The organism is Bradyrhizobium sp. BRP22 (genome assembly GCF_020194175.1).
GTDB lineage: Bacteria > Pseudomonadota > Alphaproteobacteria > Rhizobiales > Xanthobacteraceae > Bradyrhizobium.
The window spans coordinates 22930-40544 of sequence record NZ_JADYVX010000048.1; the positions used below are offsets into that span (position 1 = coordinate 22930).

Annotated in this window: 11 protein-coding genes and 5 pseudogenes; 11 read left to right on the forward strand and 5 right to left on the reverse strand. The window is 59.0% G+C overall.

The window, feature by feature from the left end:
* Positions 1-1264: 1264 nt before the first annotated feature.
* Positions 1265-3091, forward strand: a complete 1827-nt coding sequence (glmS, locus tag I6F35_RS35720; RefSeq protein WP_225122326.1) for a glutamine--fructose-6-phosphate transaminase (isomerizing) — start codon at positions 1265-1267, stop codon at positions 3089-3091.
* Between the two features lie 998 nt (positions 3092-4089).
* Here glmS and I6F35_RS35725 read toward each other — a convergent pair.
* A complete protein-coding gene (locus I6F35_RS35725; RefSeq protein WP_225122327.1) occupies positions 4090-4341 on the reverse strand; it encodes a hypothetical protein in 252 nt (83 codons plus the stop codon).
* A 284-nt stretch (positions 4342-4625) separates the two neighbouring features.
* On the opposite strand from I6F35_RS35725, the gene I6F35_RS35730 reads away from it, so the two are divergent.
* Entirely contained in the window at positions 4626-5183 is a 558-nt protein-coding gene (locus I6F35_RS35730; protein WP_225122328.1) for a hypothetical protein, read from the forward strand.
* On the opposite strand, the gene I6F35_RS35735 is transcribed toward I6F35_RS35730, so the two are convergent.
* Positions 5143-6279: an MFS transporter gene (locus I6F35_RS35735; protein WP_225122346.1), complete on the reverse strand. Its 1137-nt coding sequence runs from the start codon at positions 6277-6279 to the stop codon at positions 5143-5145. The genes I6F35_RS35730 and I6F35_RS35735 overlap by 41 nt on opposite strands.
* Positions 6280-6890: 611 nt before the next feature.
* Here I6F35_RS35735 and I6F35_RS35740 point away from each other — a divergent pair.
* The 3 genes and pseudogenes from I6F35_RS35740 (at position 6891) to I6F35_RS35750 (ending at position 9080) form a co-directional block, all read left to right on the forward strand.
* A pseudogene (locus I6F35_RS35740) lies at positions 6891-7650 on the forward strand (IS5 family transposase).
* Positions 7651-7726: 76 nt separating this feature from the next.
* Positions 7727-8169, forward strand: a pseudogene (locus I6F35_RS35745) (helix-turn-helix domain-containing protein); the annotation flags it as partial.
* A gap of 491 nt (positions 8170-8660) precedes the next feature.
* Positions 8661-9080, forward strand: coding sequence for a hypothetical protein (locus I6F35_RS35750; RefSeq protein WP_225122329.1), 420 nt, complete (start codon positions 8661-8663; stop codon positions 9078-9080).
* A gap of 220 nt (positions 9081-9300) precedes the next feature.
* Here the strand turns inward: I6F35_RS35750 and I6F35_RS35755 are convergent.
* Positions 9301-9671 (reverse strand): annotated as a pseudogene (locus tag I6F35_RS35755) (DDE-type integrase/transposase/recombinase); the annotation flags it as partial.
* A gap of 144 nt (positions 9672-9815) precedes the next feature.
* On the opposite strand from I6F35_RS35755, the gene I6F35_RS35760 reads away from it, so the two are divergent.
* The 5 genes and pseudogenes from I6F35_RS35760 to I6F35_RS35785 all read left to right on the forward strand — a co-directional run bounded on the left by I6F35_RS35760 (position 9816) and on the right by I6F35_RS35785 (position 12488).
* Complete coding sequence (locus I6F35_RS35760) at positions 9816-10151, forward strand: hypothetical protein (RefSeq protein WP_225122330.1); 336 nt, start codon at positions 9816-9818, stop codon at positions 10149-10151.
* Positions 10148-10345, forward strand: coding sequence for a hypothetical protein (locus I6F35_RS35765; RefSeq protein ID WP_225122331.1), 198 nt, complete (start codon positions 10148-10150; stop codon positions 10343-10345). Before I6F35_RS35760 ends, I6F35_RS35765 begins: the two co-directional genes overlap by 4 nt.
* 360 nt (positions 10346-10705) lie before the next feature.
* Positions 10706-10936, forward strand: a complete 231-nt coding sequence (locus tag I6F35_RS35770; protein WP_225122332.1) for a hypothetical protein — start codon at positions 10706-10708, stop codon at positions 10934-10936.
* 128 nt (positions 10937-11064) lie between these two features.
* Positions 11065-11562 (forward strand): annotated as a pseudogene (locus tag I6F35_RS35775) (transposase); the annotation flags it as partial.
* A 506-nt stretch (positions 11563-12068) separates the two neighbouring features.
* Positions 12069-12488, forward strand: coding sequence for an integrase core domain-containing protein (locus I6F35_RS35785; protein ID WP_225122333.1), 420 nt, complete (start codon positions 12069-12071; stop codon positions 12486-12488).
* A gap of 403 nt (positions 12489-12891) precedes the next feature.
* Here the strand turns inward: I6F35_RS35785 and I6F35_RS35790 are convergent, their stop codons facing one another.
* Entirely contained in the window at positions 12892-13629 is a 738-nt protein-coding gene (locus I6F35_RS35790) for a glycosyl hydrolase (protein WP_225122334.1), read from the reverse strand.
* A gap of 845 nt (positions 13630-14474) precedes the next feature.
* Here I6F35_RS35790 and I6F35_RS35795 point away from each other — a divergent pair.
* Entirely contained in the window at positions 14475-14756 is a 282-nt protein-coding gene (locus I6F35_RS35795) for a hypothetical protein (RefSeq protein WP_225122335.1), read from the forward strand.
* 46 nt (positions 14757-14802) lie between these two features.
* On the opposite strand, the pseudogene I6F35_RS35800 reads toward I6F35_RS35795, so the two are convergent.
* Positions 14803-15728, reverse strand: a pseudogene (locus I6F35_RS35800) (IS3 family transposase); the annotation flags it as partial.
* Between the last annotated feature and the right edge of the window lie 1887 nt (positions 15729-17615).

Here is a 17615-nt window from a genome sequence, read left to right on the forward strand (position 1 = left end):
CGGTCTGGCAGACGCATTCTCTTCCCGAACGCGTGCAAAGCATATTTGCCACCGAGCATGCCGTCGCCCCCCTGTTTTGGTGGGCTGCAATGTTAGGCCGCACTCCTTTAGACTCGCCTGAAACATCGTCTCGACGGCTCAAGAGAAGCCCACCGTGGCCATCATTGATCTCGGTCAAGCTCGATCACCAGGACGAATTGCAGTACACTCTCGCGGCACCGCATTAGATTTTCGTAAGCCGCCCATCCCAAGTGCTGGGCGGGCGTCGCTCGGGGCGGCTATCTTGGACCATATCAATTGCAACGGCACTTGGCCGCGGTGTTGCCCTTCGAACGTGCGGGTCTCGTCAGGCGCCATCCTGGCTCGCCGCGCAGCGAACTGCGGGTCTTTCTGAGCTGCTACCGTTTCAAAGTCCCAAACCATCGATCCATTTGTGTCGAGATGCCAGGCCAGCCCAGGCCCAGAACAACCTGGCGTTCAACTCCGGAGATCCCGCAGCCTAGGTGATGACAACTGCGCGAGGGTATTGATGACCAACTGTTTCCGCGAACAGGATGGCGCAAGCACGCGAGCGTGGACCGCTGGCATCACTACTAACGGAGGAGGGGAGGGTTACAAACTTTCGTATAGTTCTCCAAACGCTTTCAATATCGAAGGCTTACCTGCGTACAATTGAGACGACATCGCAACGATTATAATTTCGTCAAGATTGGCCGGAGCGTCGCTAATGGCTTTCGGCGCAGGAAACTAAGACGAGCTGACCGACAATCATGAAGTTCTATCGCAAGACGCCGTGCGATCCGTCGATCTGCAGCGAGTGTCGTCGATCACTGCGGTCGGGCTACCTGCGAGATGTCTGCACGCGGCAGCCCTATTGCAACTACGAATGCTATCTTCGCTGCCGGACGAAGACTCTGCTCGCGGAATGGCTCGCTGTCCCACAAGGCCAGGGACTAGCGCCTGACGAGTCGGTACATCTCGAAACCCTCGGTTCGTTTAACGTGCTTGTTGCCGCTTGCTACCTGGATTCGATCGTGCGCGCCCAAGCCGCGCTGCTGGGCGAATCGATGATGACTGAAACCTCTAGGACCTAGCTCGCGGTGTGCGTGCGGCGAGAGCAATTGCCCGATGGCCAAACCGAAGGATAAATCGCTAACGATGTCGGAATCTACAATGAGCATTGCGTCCCTTCAGACCGGTGAATTTGGTAAAGAGATTTCCGCGCATGTGAAGATGATTTTCTTGAAGCTGGGCCATTGATCGCATGTGCGGGATTGTCGGCATTGTGGGGCGTGGTCCGGTTGCGGAGCAGCTGATCGAGTCTCTCAAACGGCTCGAATATCGCGGCTACGACTCCGCAGGCGTGGCGACGCTTGAAGGCGACCGTCTCGAGCGCCGGCGCGCCCAGGGCAAGTTGAAAAATCTCCAGGCGCGGCTAAGCGGCGATCCGCTGTCAGGTCATACGGGTATTGGTCATACGCGCTGGGCTACCCATGGCAAGCCGACCGAGAGCAATGCCCATCCGCATGCGACGGACAGTGTGGCGGTCGTCCATAACGGGATCATCGAGAATTTCCGCGAGCTGCGGGCTGAGCTGGAGCAGAATGGTGCTAGCTTCGCCTCCGAGACCGACAGCGAGGTGGTGGCGCATCTCGTCGAATCCTATCTAAGGAATGGCTACTCTCCGCAGGCCGCAGTCAAAGCGTCGCTCGCGCGGCTGAGTGGCGCGTTCGCGCTGGCATTCCTGTTCAAAGGCCACAAAGATCTCATGATCGGCGCGCGCAAGGGGTCGCCGCTTGCGATCGGGCATGGCAAGAGCGAAATGTATTTAGGATCGGATGCCATTGCGCTCGCGCCCTTCACCGACACAATTACCTATCTTGAAGACGGTGACTGGGCTGTGCTTACCCGCACGATCGCCCTCATCTATGATTCGAATGGCGCCATCGTCCGTCGGGAAATGCTGAAGCCGGGCGCGTCATCGCTCCTGGTTGACAAGGCGAATTATCGCCACTTCATGGCCAAGGAAATTCACGAGCAGCCGGACGTCGTCGGGCAGACGCTGGCGCATTATGTCGATCTGGCTGCTAAGCGCATCAAACTTCCAATCGAGCTGCCATTCGACTTCAATGACATTCGGCGCATCGCGATCGCAGCTTGCGGCACCGCAAGCTATGCCGGTCACGTTGCCAAGTACTGGTTCGAGCGGTTGGCGCGTATACCGGTCGAGCTCGATGTCGCCTCCGAGCTCCGATACCGCGAGGCGCCTTTGCGCCAAGGGGATCTGGCGATCGTCATCTCGCAGTCCGGCGAGACCGCCGACACGCTAGCTGCATTGCGCTATGCCAAAGCGCAAGGTCTGCACACAATCGCTGTAGTCAACGTGCCGACTTCGACGATTGCGCGCGAGAGCGAAACGTTGCTGGCGACTCTGGCGGGGCCCGAAATCGGTGTTGCCTCGACGAAAGCTTTCACCTGCCAGTTGATGGTGATGGCGGCCCTTGCAGTCGCGGCAGGCAAGGAGCGCGGAGAACTATCCGACATCGATGAAATGAAGCTCGTGAGCGAGCTGATCGAAGTTCCGCGGCTGATCGCCGCGGCGCTCGCGATCGAGCCGCAGATCAAAGAGCTCTCGCACGAAATCGCCAAATCGCGCGCTGTGCTCTATCTCGGCCGCGGCACCTCGTTCCCTTTGGCGTTGGAGGGCGCGCTGAAGCTGAAGGAAATCTCCTATATCCATGCCGAGGGCTATGCAGCCGGCGAGCTCAAGCACGGCCCGATTGCGGTGATCGATGCGAGCATGCCGGTGGTGGTGATCGCTCCTCACGATCGGGTTTTCGAAAAGGCCGTGTCGAACATGCAGGAAGTTGGTGCTCGTGGGGGCAACATCATCCTGATCAGCGATGCGAGAGGGGCATCGGAAGCGAGGATGGAGGCTTGCGTGACCATTGTGCTGCCAGACATGGCGGCAACCTTTACGGCCATTGTCTATGCTATTCCGCTGCAGCTCTTAGCCTACCATACGGCTGTCGTAATGGGAACGGACATCGATCAGCCACGCAATCTCGCAAAATCGGTGACCGTCGAATAGGCGGGCAGGGCGAAAGTCGCAGCAGTCGTAGCCCCTCCAGCCGGCAAGCTTCGTGTCGGTCATGTCCGTTCTGTGGAAGCCAAGACCGAGCAGATTTCAATTTTTCTGGCGTCCATGTTGCGGTCGATTGTCGTTGCTGTGTTGCCTGGCACGGCGTCCAGATCGGGTTGCGGACACGAATGCATGCATCGCATCTGAAAGCCTCAAGAGTACAACCGGAGTTCAAGCTCGCGGATAGCGCGATCTATCGGGACTGTTGTCAGCGCGGCCGTGATTGAAGCGCCGCTTCAATTGGTCGGATGCCACGTCTGGCCCGGCGCTGCTTAATCGGTGAGCCAGAGCGGCCGTTTCGGGTAGATAGCTGTTTAGCGCCTCACAGCAAATTTGTAGGGGCTCACCGGAACCGTGATATGCTAGCGAGTGGATGCTGTCCTTTGGAAACCGCGGCCGCGGCAGCGGATGGATCTGTTCGGGAGCGGCCTGTCGCACGTCGCCATTCGCGAGGTCGATCATGATCTCTGACGAGGTCCGCCTCATCACCCGAAGCGCAAGGCGCCTCTTCACCTGCGCCAATCGTCAGCACATCAGGTGGTGCAAAATCGCGCGCGAGGGTTACCCCCCTCGCAAAATCGAAGACCGGCTATTTGTCAGGCGCTGTTCCGTGAGCCGACTTCATTCTGTGCGCATCAAGCAGGTTGTCTCGAGTTTGCTTTGCGCAGGAGCGGCGGAGGGGGACGGAATGCGAACCGGCGTCTAATTTCGCAACAGTGTCCGGTTCAGGACGGGTATGTCCGGAACCTAGCACTGAGGCGCAAGTATCCCGCCCGGTGCGGAGCGAGGGCACTGGTTGCCATTGTTTGAGCGCCTGAGGCCTGCACAACCTCCCTTGTGGCACAACGATTGCTGGAGGTTCGTTGTCAAGTTCCTTACGTGCACGCAACACCGCTTTTCGCGATGGTTCACTTTGTAAGTCGACGGGAGACAAAAATGCGAAGACCCTACCTGATCGATACAAGATAAATGCGGACTTCGTGCTCGGCGTGGAGAACGCAGAGGAAAACTCCAAGCTCGTACTCTGCAAAAGAAGCACGCCATTCCGCCGCATTCTCTGGAATATGGACATTGGCTCCGGCGCCATTACTTTGAATTCGAGCAATGGCGACCTCGCAATCGCGCCAGAAGGCCATCAACTCCGTCCGGCAGTTCAGCTTTTGCTCTGGACCTACAACTTTACCAGCGCTCGCCAGCATTGGGAATTCGATGAGAACCCAGGTCCTATCGTTAGTGTAGTCAACCCACAGCTGGGTATCACAACCAGTGCAAGTGCAGTGGGTGACGGCACCCCAATTGGCTAATTCTGGCCGACTGTACAGCCGCGCAGCAGTGCCCTTTTGTGCCCCTGGCGCCTCAGAGCTGCTTAGCTCTTCGCCAACAACTTCGTCTCCGAACTACTGCAAAGTGATAAGAGCGAATCACAGGAGTGGCGGTTGGATCGAGAGGCCCCGCTCTTTGCAGGGGCGGCTGAAGGCGATTCATGCCCAAGAAAGCCGCGCCGCGGCCGATGAAAAGGCGAAGCTCGTCATTGCGGATTTGCGCGCCAACCGGATGGCAAAGCCGTCGATCTCATCGAGCAGCCCTTCATGAGAAGGCGACCTACTACGCCTTTCCTGATGACCAATCCTATCTGAACCTCGAGGCGGCGCGACTGCGGCACATTGCCGGAACGGCGTGGTCGACCAAATACTACATGAACATGCGACCGCTATATCGGCAACTCTCTGAAACCGGAGCCGTCGGGCGCAACAAAAGTTCGAAAGAGTCTGGACAGTACCGTACATTCGACAACAGGTCTGACACCGACATCGTCAGAGTTTACGAAGAGTCGTTCAGGGCCAACGAGCCTGGCCACCCACATTTCGGTGAGATGCTCGCTCAGATCGAAAAGAGTCGGCTCACGGAATCAACGCGTGGGCACCTGTTCGTCTTGCGCGAGATCGATGCCAAAACAGAGCTCTTCACGCGAGCCGAGTGTGCGAGCGGCCACGTCTTCCTCACCGCGTTTCCGTGGTCACGGTGCGCGCGGACAGCGTAACCAGGCACATGAGTGCCGCCAACATCGTAAATGCGCTCGGCAATCCTGCGAGCTGGGCAAGCAAGCCAACGCCCGCGGGTCCAATGAGGATGCCAGCATAACCAACCGTGGTGATCGCCGCAATAGCAAGGCCTGCGGGCATTGCTCTCTGGGTGCCGGCGCGCCGGTACAGGACCGGCACGAGGTTAGATGCACCGAGTCCAATGAGCACGCATCCTGCCATCATAAACGCAACGACCCAGGCGGTTAGTAGGATTACGAAACCCGTGACTGCCAGCAGACTTCCAAACACCAACGTGGCGCGGTCGCCGACACGTGCCACGATGGCGTCCCCGCCGAGACGCCCAACGGTCATGGCGACGGAGAACAAGATGAAGCCGAGCCCGCCCTGCGCTTCCGGGACAATGCCACGGTCCACGAGCAGCAAGGCACTCCAGTCGAGCATCGCGCCCTCAACCAGAAAAGTGATCGCCGCGAGCGCTGCGAGCAGGAGCACGACGGCGCGTGGCGTGACGAACAGCGGCCCCTGCTGCACCTCACCGCTTGGGGGCAATCGCGGCCACGTTAACATCATGGCGATCGCCATGAGGGCCGAGCAGATTAGGGTTGATGAAAGAGCCCCAACGTGTAGCCAGAGCAATGCTGTCATCGCAGCGGAGCCAGCAAATTCGCCGATGCTGAATTGCGCGTGAAAGCTGGACATTAGCGGACGCTTCGCTGCACGTTCCAGTTCGACCGCATTGATATTCGCAGCGACATCGATCGAGCCGAGCGAGGCGCCGAAGGCAACCAGCGCTGCCCCCAGCGCCAGCGGCGTACCGGCAACCGCGAGCCAGGGCAGAGTGAGCACAATTCCGGACCCGCCGATCAGGATGATCGGTTTGCTGCCGTAGCGCGCGCTCAACAAACCCGTCAAAAGCATCGCAACCACCGAGCCGATGCCCAGCCAGAGCAGCAGAAAACCAAGAACTCCGTGATCGAGCGCCAGCCGTTCCTTCGCAAACGGCACCAGCGGTGCCCAGGAGGCAATGCCGAAGCCGGCGACGAAAAATGCAAGCCGCGTCGCGAGCCGGGCGGCGGCGTTATCGACGGACATCATCGAGGAATCCCGGAGGAAGACTTGGTGGTCTCCCGTTCGTAGACGCTTGGGGCATGACGGCGGCGAGCGTGTGCGGCTACCACCGGAGTTGAGGCCGCTCGAACATACTGTTTCATGTCCTCTCACAGCAACTTGGCGACGCGATCGGACGCGGAGGAGGTGCTTAGTCCGCCCCTGGAGCATCGTCGCGTGTCAGACCGGTGATGGTGCGCCAATGAAGCAAGACGCGTGCCGATTTGCTAGGACGTTCTGCAGTGCAGTAGCGTTAGCGGTTGAGATTGGTCTCAATGCTGATAAGACCGCCAATAAATTCAGCAGTTCGGTCACGCCTTTCAGGTGACCAACGGTTCCGTTTGTGAGTGCAAGGTAACGGCTAGAGAGCGCGCAGGGGACCCTGAAGACCGGGCTCTTGTCCGGCAGGATGAAGTCCTGCGCCGCCAGTACTGTCGATCACAACATTGGTTGTAGTTGAAGCATCGACGTGGAGCCGCACCCCCTGGCCCGACTGCCCGAAGCCGATGTCTGGGCGAATTGCTCTAGTCTGTACCCAATGCAGCCTCCCGCTGAGGCAAAGTCAGATTCAAGACCTCCGAGTCGAGGGGGGCTTGATGGGGCAGAAGCTGTACTGGCTGAGCGAAGTGGAATGGAAGCGGATTGAACAGCTATTGCCGCGTGGGCGGCGCGGTGCTCACCGCGTGGACGACCGACGTGTGATCAGCGGGATCCTTCACATGCTGCGATCGGGCGCTCGCTGGCGAGACTGCCCGGCAGATTACGGCCCCTACACGACAATCTATAACCGCTTCAATCGCTGGAGCCGCCAAGGCGTGTGGGGCAATATTTTCTACGCCTTGACCGGCTCAACCGGCCGGGTCGGGACAATGTCCATCGACGCGACCCACATCAAAGCCCACCGCTCGGCGGTGGGCGCAAAAGGGGGGACTTCCAGCAAGCGGTCGGCCGCTCGCGAGGCGGACGCACCACCAAAATCCACGCGCTGACAGAGGATCACGGACGTCCGATCGCCTTCGTGATCACTCCTGGCAATTGCCATGACCTCACGGCGGCACGCGATCTGCTGCCTGCCGTCTCTCCTGCGCGACGATTGCTGGCTGACAGGGCCTATGACGCCAATAGCCTGCGTGAGTGGTTGGCCGAGCGCGGAACAAAGGCAGTAATTCCGCCCAACCCAACTCGCAAGCATCCGCACCGATACGACGTGAAGGCCTACAAAGGACGCAATCTTATCGAGCGCATGTTTTGCCGCCTCAAAGACTTCAGGCGAATTGCGACCCCTGGGACAAGCGAGCCGACAACTTCCTCTCCGCCATCCTCCTGGCCGTTGCCGTCACGTGGTGGATCAATTGAGTCCGGACCCTAGTCATCTGGAACGCAAGTTCGTGAGGTTAGTTGATCGCTCGAATCTCTAGAGAGGAGAGCGCTGGTGGCGAATGCAGGTGTGAAAGGCCGGCCGATCGCGCCGTTGGTGCTGAGTCCGCAGGAGCGGGCATACTTGGAGAGGCAAGTTCGTCGTCATCGTGTAGCCCGATCGCTATCTGAGCGGTGCCGCGCGATCCTGCGGTGTGCAGATGGTCTGCCAAGCAATTCTGTGGCTGCCGAACTTGGCATCCATGAACACACCGTTGGCAAGTGGCGCCGCCGATTCTTGAAGGATCGCTGTGATGGCCCCGCCGGATGTGGACGGCGTTCGGCTTGCAGCCGCACCGCAGCCAGACATTTAAGCTGTCGAGCGATCCGCTATTCGTCGACAAGGTGCGCGATATTGTCGGGCTTTACCTGTCCCCACCGAACCGAGCCGTTGTCCTCAGTGTCGATGAGAAAAGCCAGATCCAGGCACTCGATCGCGAGCAGCCAGTCTTGCCGATGGGCTCGAGGCCGACATCCGTACCTTCATGAACGGCACAACGATAACCCGAAGCCCTTCAAATGGACCAAGTCCGCAGACCAGATCTTGGCTTCCGTCAAACGCTTCTGCCACAAAGCCCAGCAGACTTTATGTGGCGAACTTTAGATTCACGTGACTAGAAACATGGTCTCACAACTGATCGTTTAGGAAGCGGTAAGCCATCGGCCGATCGGCCATCTACGCGCAGGCGGCACCATCCTCAACGCGATTGGCGCGGTTCTCAGCCTCTGCGCCACGGCGGGCGGGCATTCCGACAATGGCGCACACAAAGCGCAATTTGCTGGCATGTCGTGCTGTGGACGTCGAGGCTTCTTCCGTGCGATCAAGCGCTACCAAATCAGGTAGGTCCGACATGTTTGCACATTGTGATACCTTCTGATGGTTGACAGATCGGAACTGAGCTAGGAACCACTCAGCACGTAGCAATCCTTTTCAGGCCAGGAGATGTCGAATGCCCGCCACTACAGCCGAAAACGAAAAACGCGAACGGCAAACACGTGAACTGCCCGAACTGTCCCAGGCATCCGCTTCTGGTGCAGGTGGCGCCGCCGATGACGTTGGAAAGTCAGCGGCAGCTGCATCGCGGGTTTCGATTACGTTAGCGGAATGGCAGAAACTAATCGAAGGGACAAGAAGTCTGCTCGCTGAGGTACTAAAGGATGGATTAGCGTTGACTGCGTCCTCTCTGCAAGACCAGGCCAATTTTCTGAAGAACCTTGCAGAGGCCAAGAACCTCTCTGAGTTGCTGAAGTGCCACCTAAACTTCGCGGAGCAATCCTGGTCGAGGTCCTTCAGCGAAGGCTCGAAGATGCTGGATCATCTCAAAACGCAGCAATCATCTGCGGCAAGGTCAGCAATCCGCCAAGCATGAAACAAGGGCCGACCGCGCTCTACTGTCTCCAAGATCCGGGCGGTACGTCGCGGTTGGGATATCCCGACCGATTGTGATAACCCCTTGAGACGCTCCCGGAGGTGGTGCTCAACAACTCCAGTTTGGCACATTGATGCCCTCGGCGGGGCGTTTACATGGGGTAATCGCAGGAGCGAGTTGTCCTAGTCACGTGAATCTGGGGATGTCCCGATCTGGCTGCGCTGGTGAACTGGCTGCCCTGATCGGTGTTGAAGATCTCCGGCCGCCCGAAGCGGGCAAAGGCTTCCTGCAGCTCATCGACGCAGAAGGAACACGTCCATCGTGTTCGATAGCCGCCAGCACCGCCCGCCTCGCCCAGTCCATGATCGCCACGAGATAAAGGAAGCCTCGGCCGATCGGAATGTAGGTGATGTCGGCGCACCAGACCTGGTTGGGGCGCTCGATCGCGAGGCCCCGCAGGAGATAGGGGAAGATCTGGTGCTCCGGCGCGGGCTTGCTGGTGCGGGGCTTCGGCCCGAGCGCCGCGATCCCCATCTTGCGCATCAGCCGCTGCACGCGCTTGCGATTGAGGGCATGGCCCTCCGAGCGCACCATTCCAGAAAAACGCATTTGATTTTCCTTAGGTTTTTTGCGCTGGTGCACCCACCTAGCCCTGTGGTCGGTGCATAGAATGTTCACGCTTTTCTGCGACGAATTGGGGTTCGAATTGTCCCGGTCACGAAGCAGCGTGAGCCAATGGAGACGTGCGCCGTCAATACATTGGAGCGCATTCTGCGCGACTACGGGCCGGAGCATTTGAGGTCGGTGTTGATTACGATCGTCGAGACCACGAATAACAAGCGCCAGCTTGTGGCGCCCGTGATCTGGGCTGTGTCCGACATCCTCCTGGCGCATCCCTCTTGGTTCGGTGGCGAGCTGTTGGATGCGTTCGACGAAATCGACCTTGCCGGGCTGCATGACTTGGCGAAGGCCAATCGGCGGGCCGCGCAACCGCTGCAAGTCCTGTCAACGATGTTGTTCGAGCGGCTTCGGTCGCGTTTCAAGGTGGAAGTGCAGGAGAAGCTGATATGAGTGCTGTGGCTCTAACGGACATGGACCGCGCTCGGCTCGAAGCAATCAAGAAGGGCGCAGCGATGGACCATCCCTGCGAGGAGCTGTTCCTTGAAATTCTGAATCATATTCGGGGGGGCAATGCCGACGTGGAAATGATCGAGATGGCCGGCGCGTTGCTGGAAGTGCAATGGGAGTCCGGAGGCCGGAGTTGAGGTGCTTCCGTCCGGGCAATCGACGATCGAACGGTTCAGAGGATGGCAATGGCAATTGCAATTGAATAACGATGATGCGCTGTTGAAACTGCCGGCGCAGCAATTGGGGTTACAAGCGCGGGCAATTTCGACTATCAACACGGACATGGCGGCGCGGGTGTGGGGGACTATGGGCCGACACTTCGTTCCCCTGATCTCATCCCGCGCCGTCATCCTTCCCGGCGGCTCCGCTGCCAATCTCCTCGAATCTAAGGGCGCCGCAAGGCGACTTGAGAAGCAGCCCGGCGGGCAACGCGCCGTAGACGGGGGGAGAAGCGGCGAAGCGCCTTGGAAGGGCAAGGGGGCGTGTGGTGGTGACGGTTGATTTCCCGTTCGGCCCTGGCGAAGGGGATCTGCGGCGAGTTCAAGGCCAAGGTTTTCAGCGTGGTCCGGCGCTATGGCGGCCAGGATTTCGCGGTGGTAGTCGACGCCAAGGGGCGGACTCACCACAAGCATTTCAGCGAATTGCGGCTGCTGCAATGGGTGGCCACTATCCTGTCACGTACGGCTTGGATCGCGCGGCCCCGGTGCTGTGGCGGTGCACCGCGATGATGTAGTCAGGTGTTCACTTCTGACCTAAGCGGATCTTACGATCTCTCAAACCAATACCGCTCATGACCCTGGCTGTGTGAAAAGCCACGAGTCGGGTACGATTCCTCCGTTTCCTGATGGGGATACGGATGGGACGCTTCGTTGAAGGCGCGGACAGATCCCAGCTGACGCTCTTGCCGGAATGCCTGGAGGATTGGGTAAGCGAGGACAACACGGTCCATGTGATCGATGTGTTCGTCGAGGCGCTTGACCTGCATGGACTGGGGTTTGAGCGTGTGATCGCCAAGCAGACGGGCCGGCCCTCCTATCATCCAGCAGTCCTTCTGAAGCTTTACATCTTCGGTTATCTCAATCGGGTGCAATCCAGTCGCCGCCTGGAACGTGAGGCGTGCCGCAATATCGAGGTGATGTGGCTGATTGGCCGCCTGGCTCCCGATCATAAGACGATCGCCGATTTCCGGAAGGACAATGGTGCGGCGATCCGGAAGGTTTGTGCGAAGTTCATTGCACTATGCCGGCAAATGGGCCTGTTGCAGACCCCAAGCGTCGCAATCGACGGCAGCAAGTTCAAGGCGGTGAACAACCGAGACCGCAACTTCACGCATGCCAAGATGGCGAGGCGGATGCTCGATCGCGCCGACATGGCGCTGTCGATCCGCCGGCAATGCATGTTACTTGGCATCGCGCGTTCCGGGGTCTACCGGCCGCCACGGCCGGCCAACGACAACGATCTTGCCCTGATGCGGCGCCTCGACGAGCTGTTCACCGCCTGGCCGTTCCTGGGCTCGCGGCGAATGACCGCGATGCTGAAGACTGAGGGGCTTCGGTCAATCGCAAGCGCGTGCAGCGGTTGATGCGCAAAATGGGCTCGCGGTCGTTGGGACCAAGGCCGAACACGACGAGGCCGGCGCCGGGCCACAAGATCTATCCCTATCTGTTGCGCGCAACATGAGGATTGACCGGCCGAACCAGGTGTGGGCGGCCGACATCACCTATCTGCCCATCGGCCGCGGCTTTCTTTATCTCGTCCCCATCATCGGCTGGGCGAGCCGTGCGGTTCTGGCGTGGCGGTTGTCGAACACGATGGACGTCTCGTTCTGCGTGGCGGCTCTGGACGAGGCGCTGGCGAAGTATGGCACGCCGGAGATCACAGCGCGATGCGAAGCATCGTCGCGACAACACCGACCAGGGCAGCCAGTTCACCAGTGCGACCGTCACCGGCGCGTTGGCGGGCGCAGGGATCAAGATCTCCATGGATGGCCGCGGTCGTTGGATGGACAATGTCTTCATCGAGCGGCTGTGGCGGTCGCTTAAGCATGAGGACATCTATCCCAAGGGCTATGCCGACGGCCGCCAGGCCAAGGCAGGGGTCGCGAGCTGGATCGCCTTCTACAACGATCGTCGCCTTCATCAGGCGCACGGCTATCGCACGCCGATGGCGGTCTGGCGCGAACGGATGCAGGCCGCCAAGGCTGTGGACATGGTGGACAACGCTGACGGGTTGACCACATGCCCACAGCAACTGCAGCAGACAGAGTCTCTGGCAGCGTGATAAAAACAGATCAGGAGCGGTCAGTTTCCAACTCACAAACCGGTTCAAGTGGTCCCGCTCCCCGGGTCCATTTCACAATCGACCGACGTGGCGCCGAGATCAAGGAAATCTCATCGCATGCCTAGGAGACGATCGCACTCTTTCGCCAACACAGTGACGAGGTTCATGGGTTCGTCGGATCATTGACATCTGAAGCCGATCTCCTCTCGCAATGGCGAGGCTACAATCGTGGACAAGGCTTCTCGTCGGATTCGATGCAGACTGGCTTTTGCAGAACGCTGCGGCGCAGGGATTTGATATCACGCCCATCCTCTATGACCCAGAGAAGCGACGAGCGACAGCTGACGGGGCGGTAAGACATCCCCTCCGGACCGACGATCACTCATCGACGGTTCCAAAGTAATCACTTCAAGATCACGTCCCAATGGTTGATGTCAAAGCTTAGTCCGCCTGGGGATGAGGTGATCTCAACGCCGTACTGGACGCTGCCGACGATTATGTCACCGAAGTATCTTTTCGACTTGATCCATTGCAGGATACTCTTGATGTCAACGGTCTCGCTGTTAGTCTTGGAAGTGCGCAGGAACGAGATGACTTTGTGGTTGTTCCAGCCTTCAAACACATTCCAAGTCGCTCCGCCCACATTGATGCCCGTGTAGACTGGAATCGCCGCAGTCCCTGAAGAATTATACTTGTAAGAGATGGGCTTAACATCGCCGCTTCCGTCTGGATTCCCGGTGTAATTGGTCCAGAGCATTATCTCATAGGCTTTTGAGCTGTCCCAGATATCGTAGGCGAAATTCCAACGGCCGGCAGTCGGGACGCTATGGTTGAAGCTCGAGCTCAGGTCCTTGATCGCGCTCAGCGGTTTCCCAATATTGAAAGCCTCGTGGGGATAGCTCTTGATGCCGCCGCTATCAGGTTGGTTTGACCACACGCTCCATTGATTGACCGCGTACACAGAGATCGTTTGAGGCCCAGGACTCTGGCCATATACGTCATTGTTCCAGGAGTAGCCATTAAGGGAATAAGTACCGTATTTATCGCTCGAACTCCAGATAGGCGCTTTCGCGGACGCTGGGAATAGCGCAATCATAGCAAGAGGCAGCGCAAGTACTTTTACCTTCCACAACTCAGACATTCTAATCTCCACCTGAGACCGACCCCGCCAGCCAATCAGTAGTAAGCAAAACTGAGGCCAGTCCAAGCACGGGCCAACCTTCCTTTGGCGCCTCGATATTCGCATGAGGAGGGCCGGTTACGTCAGCTTGGGGTATTCGCTTAAATGTCGCGCGACGAAGAGCTCGCTATGGTGACCAGCCCTTCCATGACAACGTTCCGGTGCAACTTACGCGGCGGAACATTATCGAGGCTACTGGCCTTTTTGCCGAGGATGCCCACGATGCCACTATACTGCCGACGAAGCAGATCCGCCGTGTTCGGGGATCGACACTACCATGTCGGACACGCGACAAACGATGGCCCGACAAAGCTGCGCCCATCGGCAGTGCTAAAAATGCTCAAGAAGACATCGCGATTGATCAAGTCACAACGACAGCGGAATGCCGAGCTGCACTCCGGGAAGCCGCCTTCGAGAGCTGATCGCGGCCTCGTGGGAGCGCCGCTACAGGTCGCCTTCGCGGCCGAAGTCTCTCCGCGAGATCATGAAGAAGGAAAGCAATGAGCGCGACTGACCACTGGTGAGTCGTGCGACATGCGGATCTTTCTTTACACCCGTCTCTGGGTGCTCAAATATCTTCTGCGGCGGGTCAGATATCCCCTTCCACATCGGTCACAGATAGGGAGGCTCTTCTATGATGCTATTCAGGATAGTCTTTGCAGTAGCCGCTACCTTGTTAACCAGGGATGCATTTGCGGAGCCGGGGATCTGGATCGGGACAGCCCCATTTTGCTTTGGGTCGCCAGCTCCGTCTGAAAGGAAATGAAAAGGTTCAAGCCCGGCTTCGAGAGCTACAGGAAAGGGTCGTGGAAAAGACTGCCGTTACTCGCGAGTGGATTATCGGCAAGTTAGTGGAAAACCTTGAGAGGTCCATGCGGGCGCGTCCTGTTCGGAGCGAGGACGGCGAGGACTCGGGCGAGGTCTATCAGGGGAGCGTGGCGAACAAAGCGCTGGAAATCCTGGCGAAGATAGAAGGGCACATGGTTGACCGAAAGGAAGTCGGCAGGCCGGGCGACTTCTCGGGGATGACTGATGACGAGCTTGAAGCAAAGATTGGGGAGCTTGCCGCGGGAGAAGAGGTTGGCTAGCGCGGCTCCTCGAAAAAAAGCAAGTCCGTCAGGATCGCAAGGCATGATCCCGCAGCCGGCCGTTGAAGCTCTCGATGAAGGCATTCTGGATGGGTTTACCCGGCGCCAGGCGACGCGGCTCTGATCCGCCCACATCAGGATGGCGTTGCTGGTGAGCTCGCTGCCATTGTCGCTGACCACCATTTTCGGCTTGCCGCGCTCGATCATCAGCCGGTCCAGTTCCCGCGCGACGCGGATGCCGGAGAGCGAGGTATCGGCGACCAGCGCCAGGCACTCGCGAGTGCAATCATCGACCACGGTGAGGACGCGGAAGCGGCTGCCGCAGGTCAGCTGATCCGACACGAAGTCGAGCGACCATCGGTCGTTCGGCGTCATCGGCACCGTCATCGGCGCTCTGGTCCTGATAGCGCGCTTGCGGCCGCCACCGCGGCGCACTGCAAGCTTCTCTTCCCGGTAAAGCCGGAACAGCTTCTTGTGGTTAGCCCGATAGCCCTCCCGCTTGAGCAGGACATGCACGCGCCGATAGCCGAAGCGGCGGCGCTCATGAGCGATCGCCTTCATACGCTGGCGAAGGCCGCCATCCTCCGTCCGGATCGTCTTGTATCTCATAGTCATGCGGCAGCTGCCGATGGTTTTACACGTCCGCCGTTCGCTCATCCCGTGGGCATCCATGAGTGGGCGACAGCTTTCCGCTTGGCCGCGGGCGTCACCACTTCTTTTCCAGAAGGTCCTTCAGCGCGACATTGTCGAGCATGGCATCCGCCAGCAACCGCTTCAGCCGCGTGTTCTCATCCTCCGGTGCCTTCAGCCGCTTGCCTCTGACACCTCCATACCGCCGAACTTCGCCTTCCGTTTGTAGATGCTGGCGTCGCTCACGCCGTGCTTGCGGCACGACTCGGCGACCGAAACGCCGGCCTCGTGCTCCTTCAAAATCCCGATGATCTGGTCTTCCGAAAAGCGGCTGCGCTTCATGCTCTGGTCCTTGTCTTGGGCCAGAACGAACTTCAAACCGGATTAAGCCCGCGGGGCGAGGTCAGAGGTCGTCCGGCAGAGATTCGACCTCCATGATAACGGTGAGGTCTCGGAACTCATGCGCGTGGCCAGACGCCGTACTGAAATCATCGGTGGCGTGGCCAATTGAAGCGTGCTGGTGGCGCTTGCCGGGGGCAGCCTATCGGAAGCGGCTCGTCGTGAGTTCGAGGCGAGGATTTTAACCGGTGAGCGCGTCAGCCGGAGGAGATCGCCGCGAAAGCAACGCGAGGCGCGAGGAAGAACGGCAGGGCGAGCAAGGCTCCGGCCGCGACGGCCCCTGGACCCCTTAAATCACAGGGGGCGCGGAGACCGCATTGACAAGGATGGACTAGACACCCTGAGGTGTGATTCAGAGTTCAATCCGTTCTGCATTTCAAATGCAAGCCATTGCAAATGCAGGGCTGTCCTTTTGTCGACGGATATATCGCGGAATCCTACTAACTTTTCATATGCCCCGAGCGACGCACTATGGGAAGCGTCGCGGATGAGTCGGGCGCGAGCGCTATCGTTCGACGTGCACACGCGTAACGGATCGCACATCCTCAGGAAGGCCTTTAATTGCAGCAGTCGCGAATGAAAATGGCTGGGGTGCGAAAAGGAATAGCTAACCGATGTCACCCCACGGGCTTGACTCTGTCAACTTCGTGCCCACGAGCAAGCCATCACTACGATGACAAGGATAGTGAGGGTAATCAGGAGTGGGGACAGCATCGAAGCCTTCCGGCATTCCGTGCCCTAATTAGAAGCCTGGCGCTTGATAATGAAGAAGCGCGTGACGGCTGCCATTTGAGCTGAAGATTACCTCAAGAGCGGCACATGCCGCTTTGATCCAGATCAACCGGCGGTACCGCGCCCGCGCCGCGCGATTCCCGGAGCCAACGATTGCCGGGCTGTGCAGGCCACCGAACTCACACCGACCTTGTCGGATATGACGCAGACCCGATCGTCAGCCTTGAGACAATTCGTGCACGTGACGCGACGCTCGATTCAAGCGTCTCGCCGATAGTTGTATCAAGCGCTTGCAGAAGCGCCGCGATTTCAGTTCGGCACGCCGCTTGCTTCATGCAAGGAGCATCACGAAGCAACCGGTGATGTAGGGGCGGACCCAGCGCGTGTACCCAGCGCATCTACTCTGCGCCGGGGCCGCCTCTTCTACTCTCTGAACGCGGCACGAGCCGGCATGAAATGGCATGTTGGGACGGGGTGCCACTCCGATCGCATCGGTCACTTCAGATCAGTGCACACCATATAGGAGGATTAATGAGATGAAAGCACCTCTCGTCGTTTTGGCGTTAGCTGTCTTGAGCGCTCCGGCCCTCGCCCAGTCCATCGAATATGGGAAGGACCGGTTAGGCTCTGATATCAGCAACTTCTCTCTGCCGGCGAACAGCGTTCCTGAGAACTGCCAGGGTGCTTGCCAGGCCAATTCGGGCTGCACGGCGTGGACCTTCGCCCGCAGTGGCTGGCAAGGTGCAACTCCGCGCTGTTGGTTGAAGAACGCCGCGCCGGCACCAACGGACAATTTCTGCTGCGTGTCTGGCCGTAGGTAAGCGCCGTAGCAGCTTGCATGGATGGGCAAGCGGACGATTCTGGCTGCAAGCTTGCCGCATGCACGTTCCCCCAGCATCGTCTCGCAGAAGTCGGGCAAGTCAACCGATCGCCTCAGCCAGCTTGCGCGCAATACGCCAAACGTTCTCCAATCTCGTTCGCCCCCACGGTGATGCCCCTCCCGGAGGCGACACGGCGCCTCTGGTGGCTACCTCTGCGCCCCCAGCCGCAGCGGTCGGGCGGATAGTCGCTTCCCAGACCCAGAGCGCTTACCGGCAG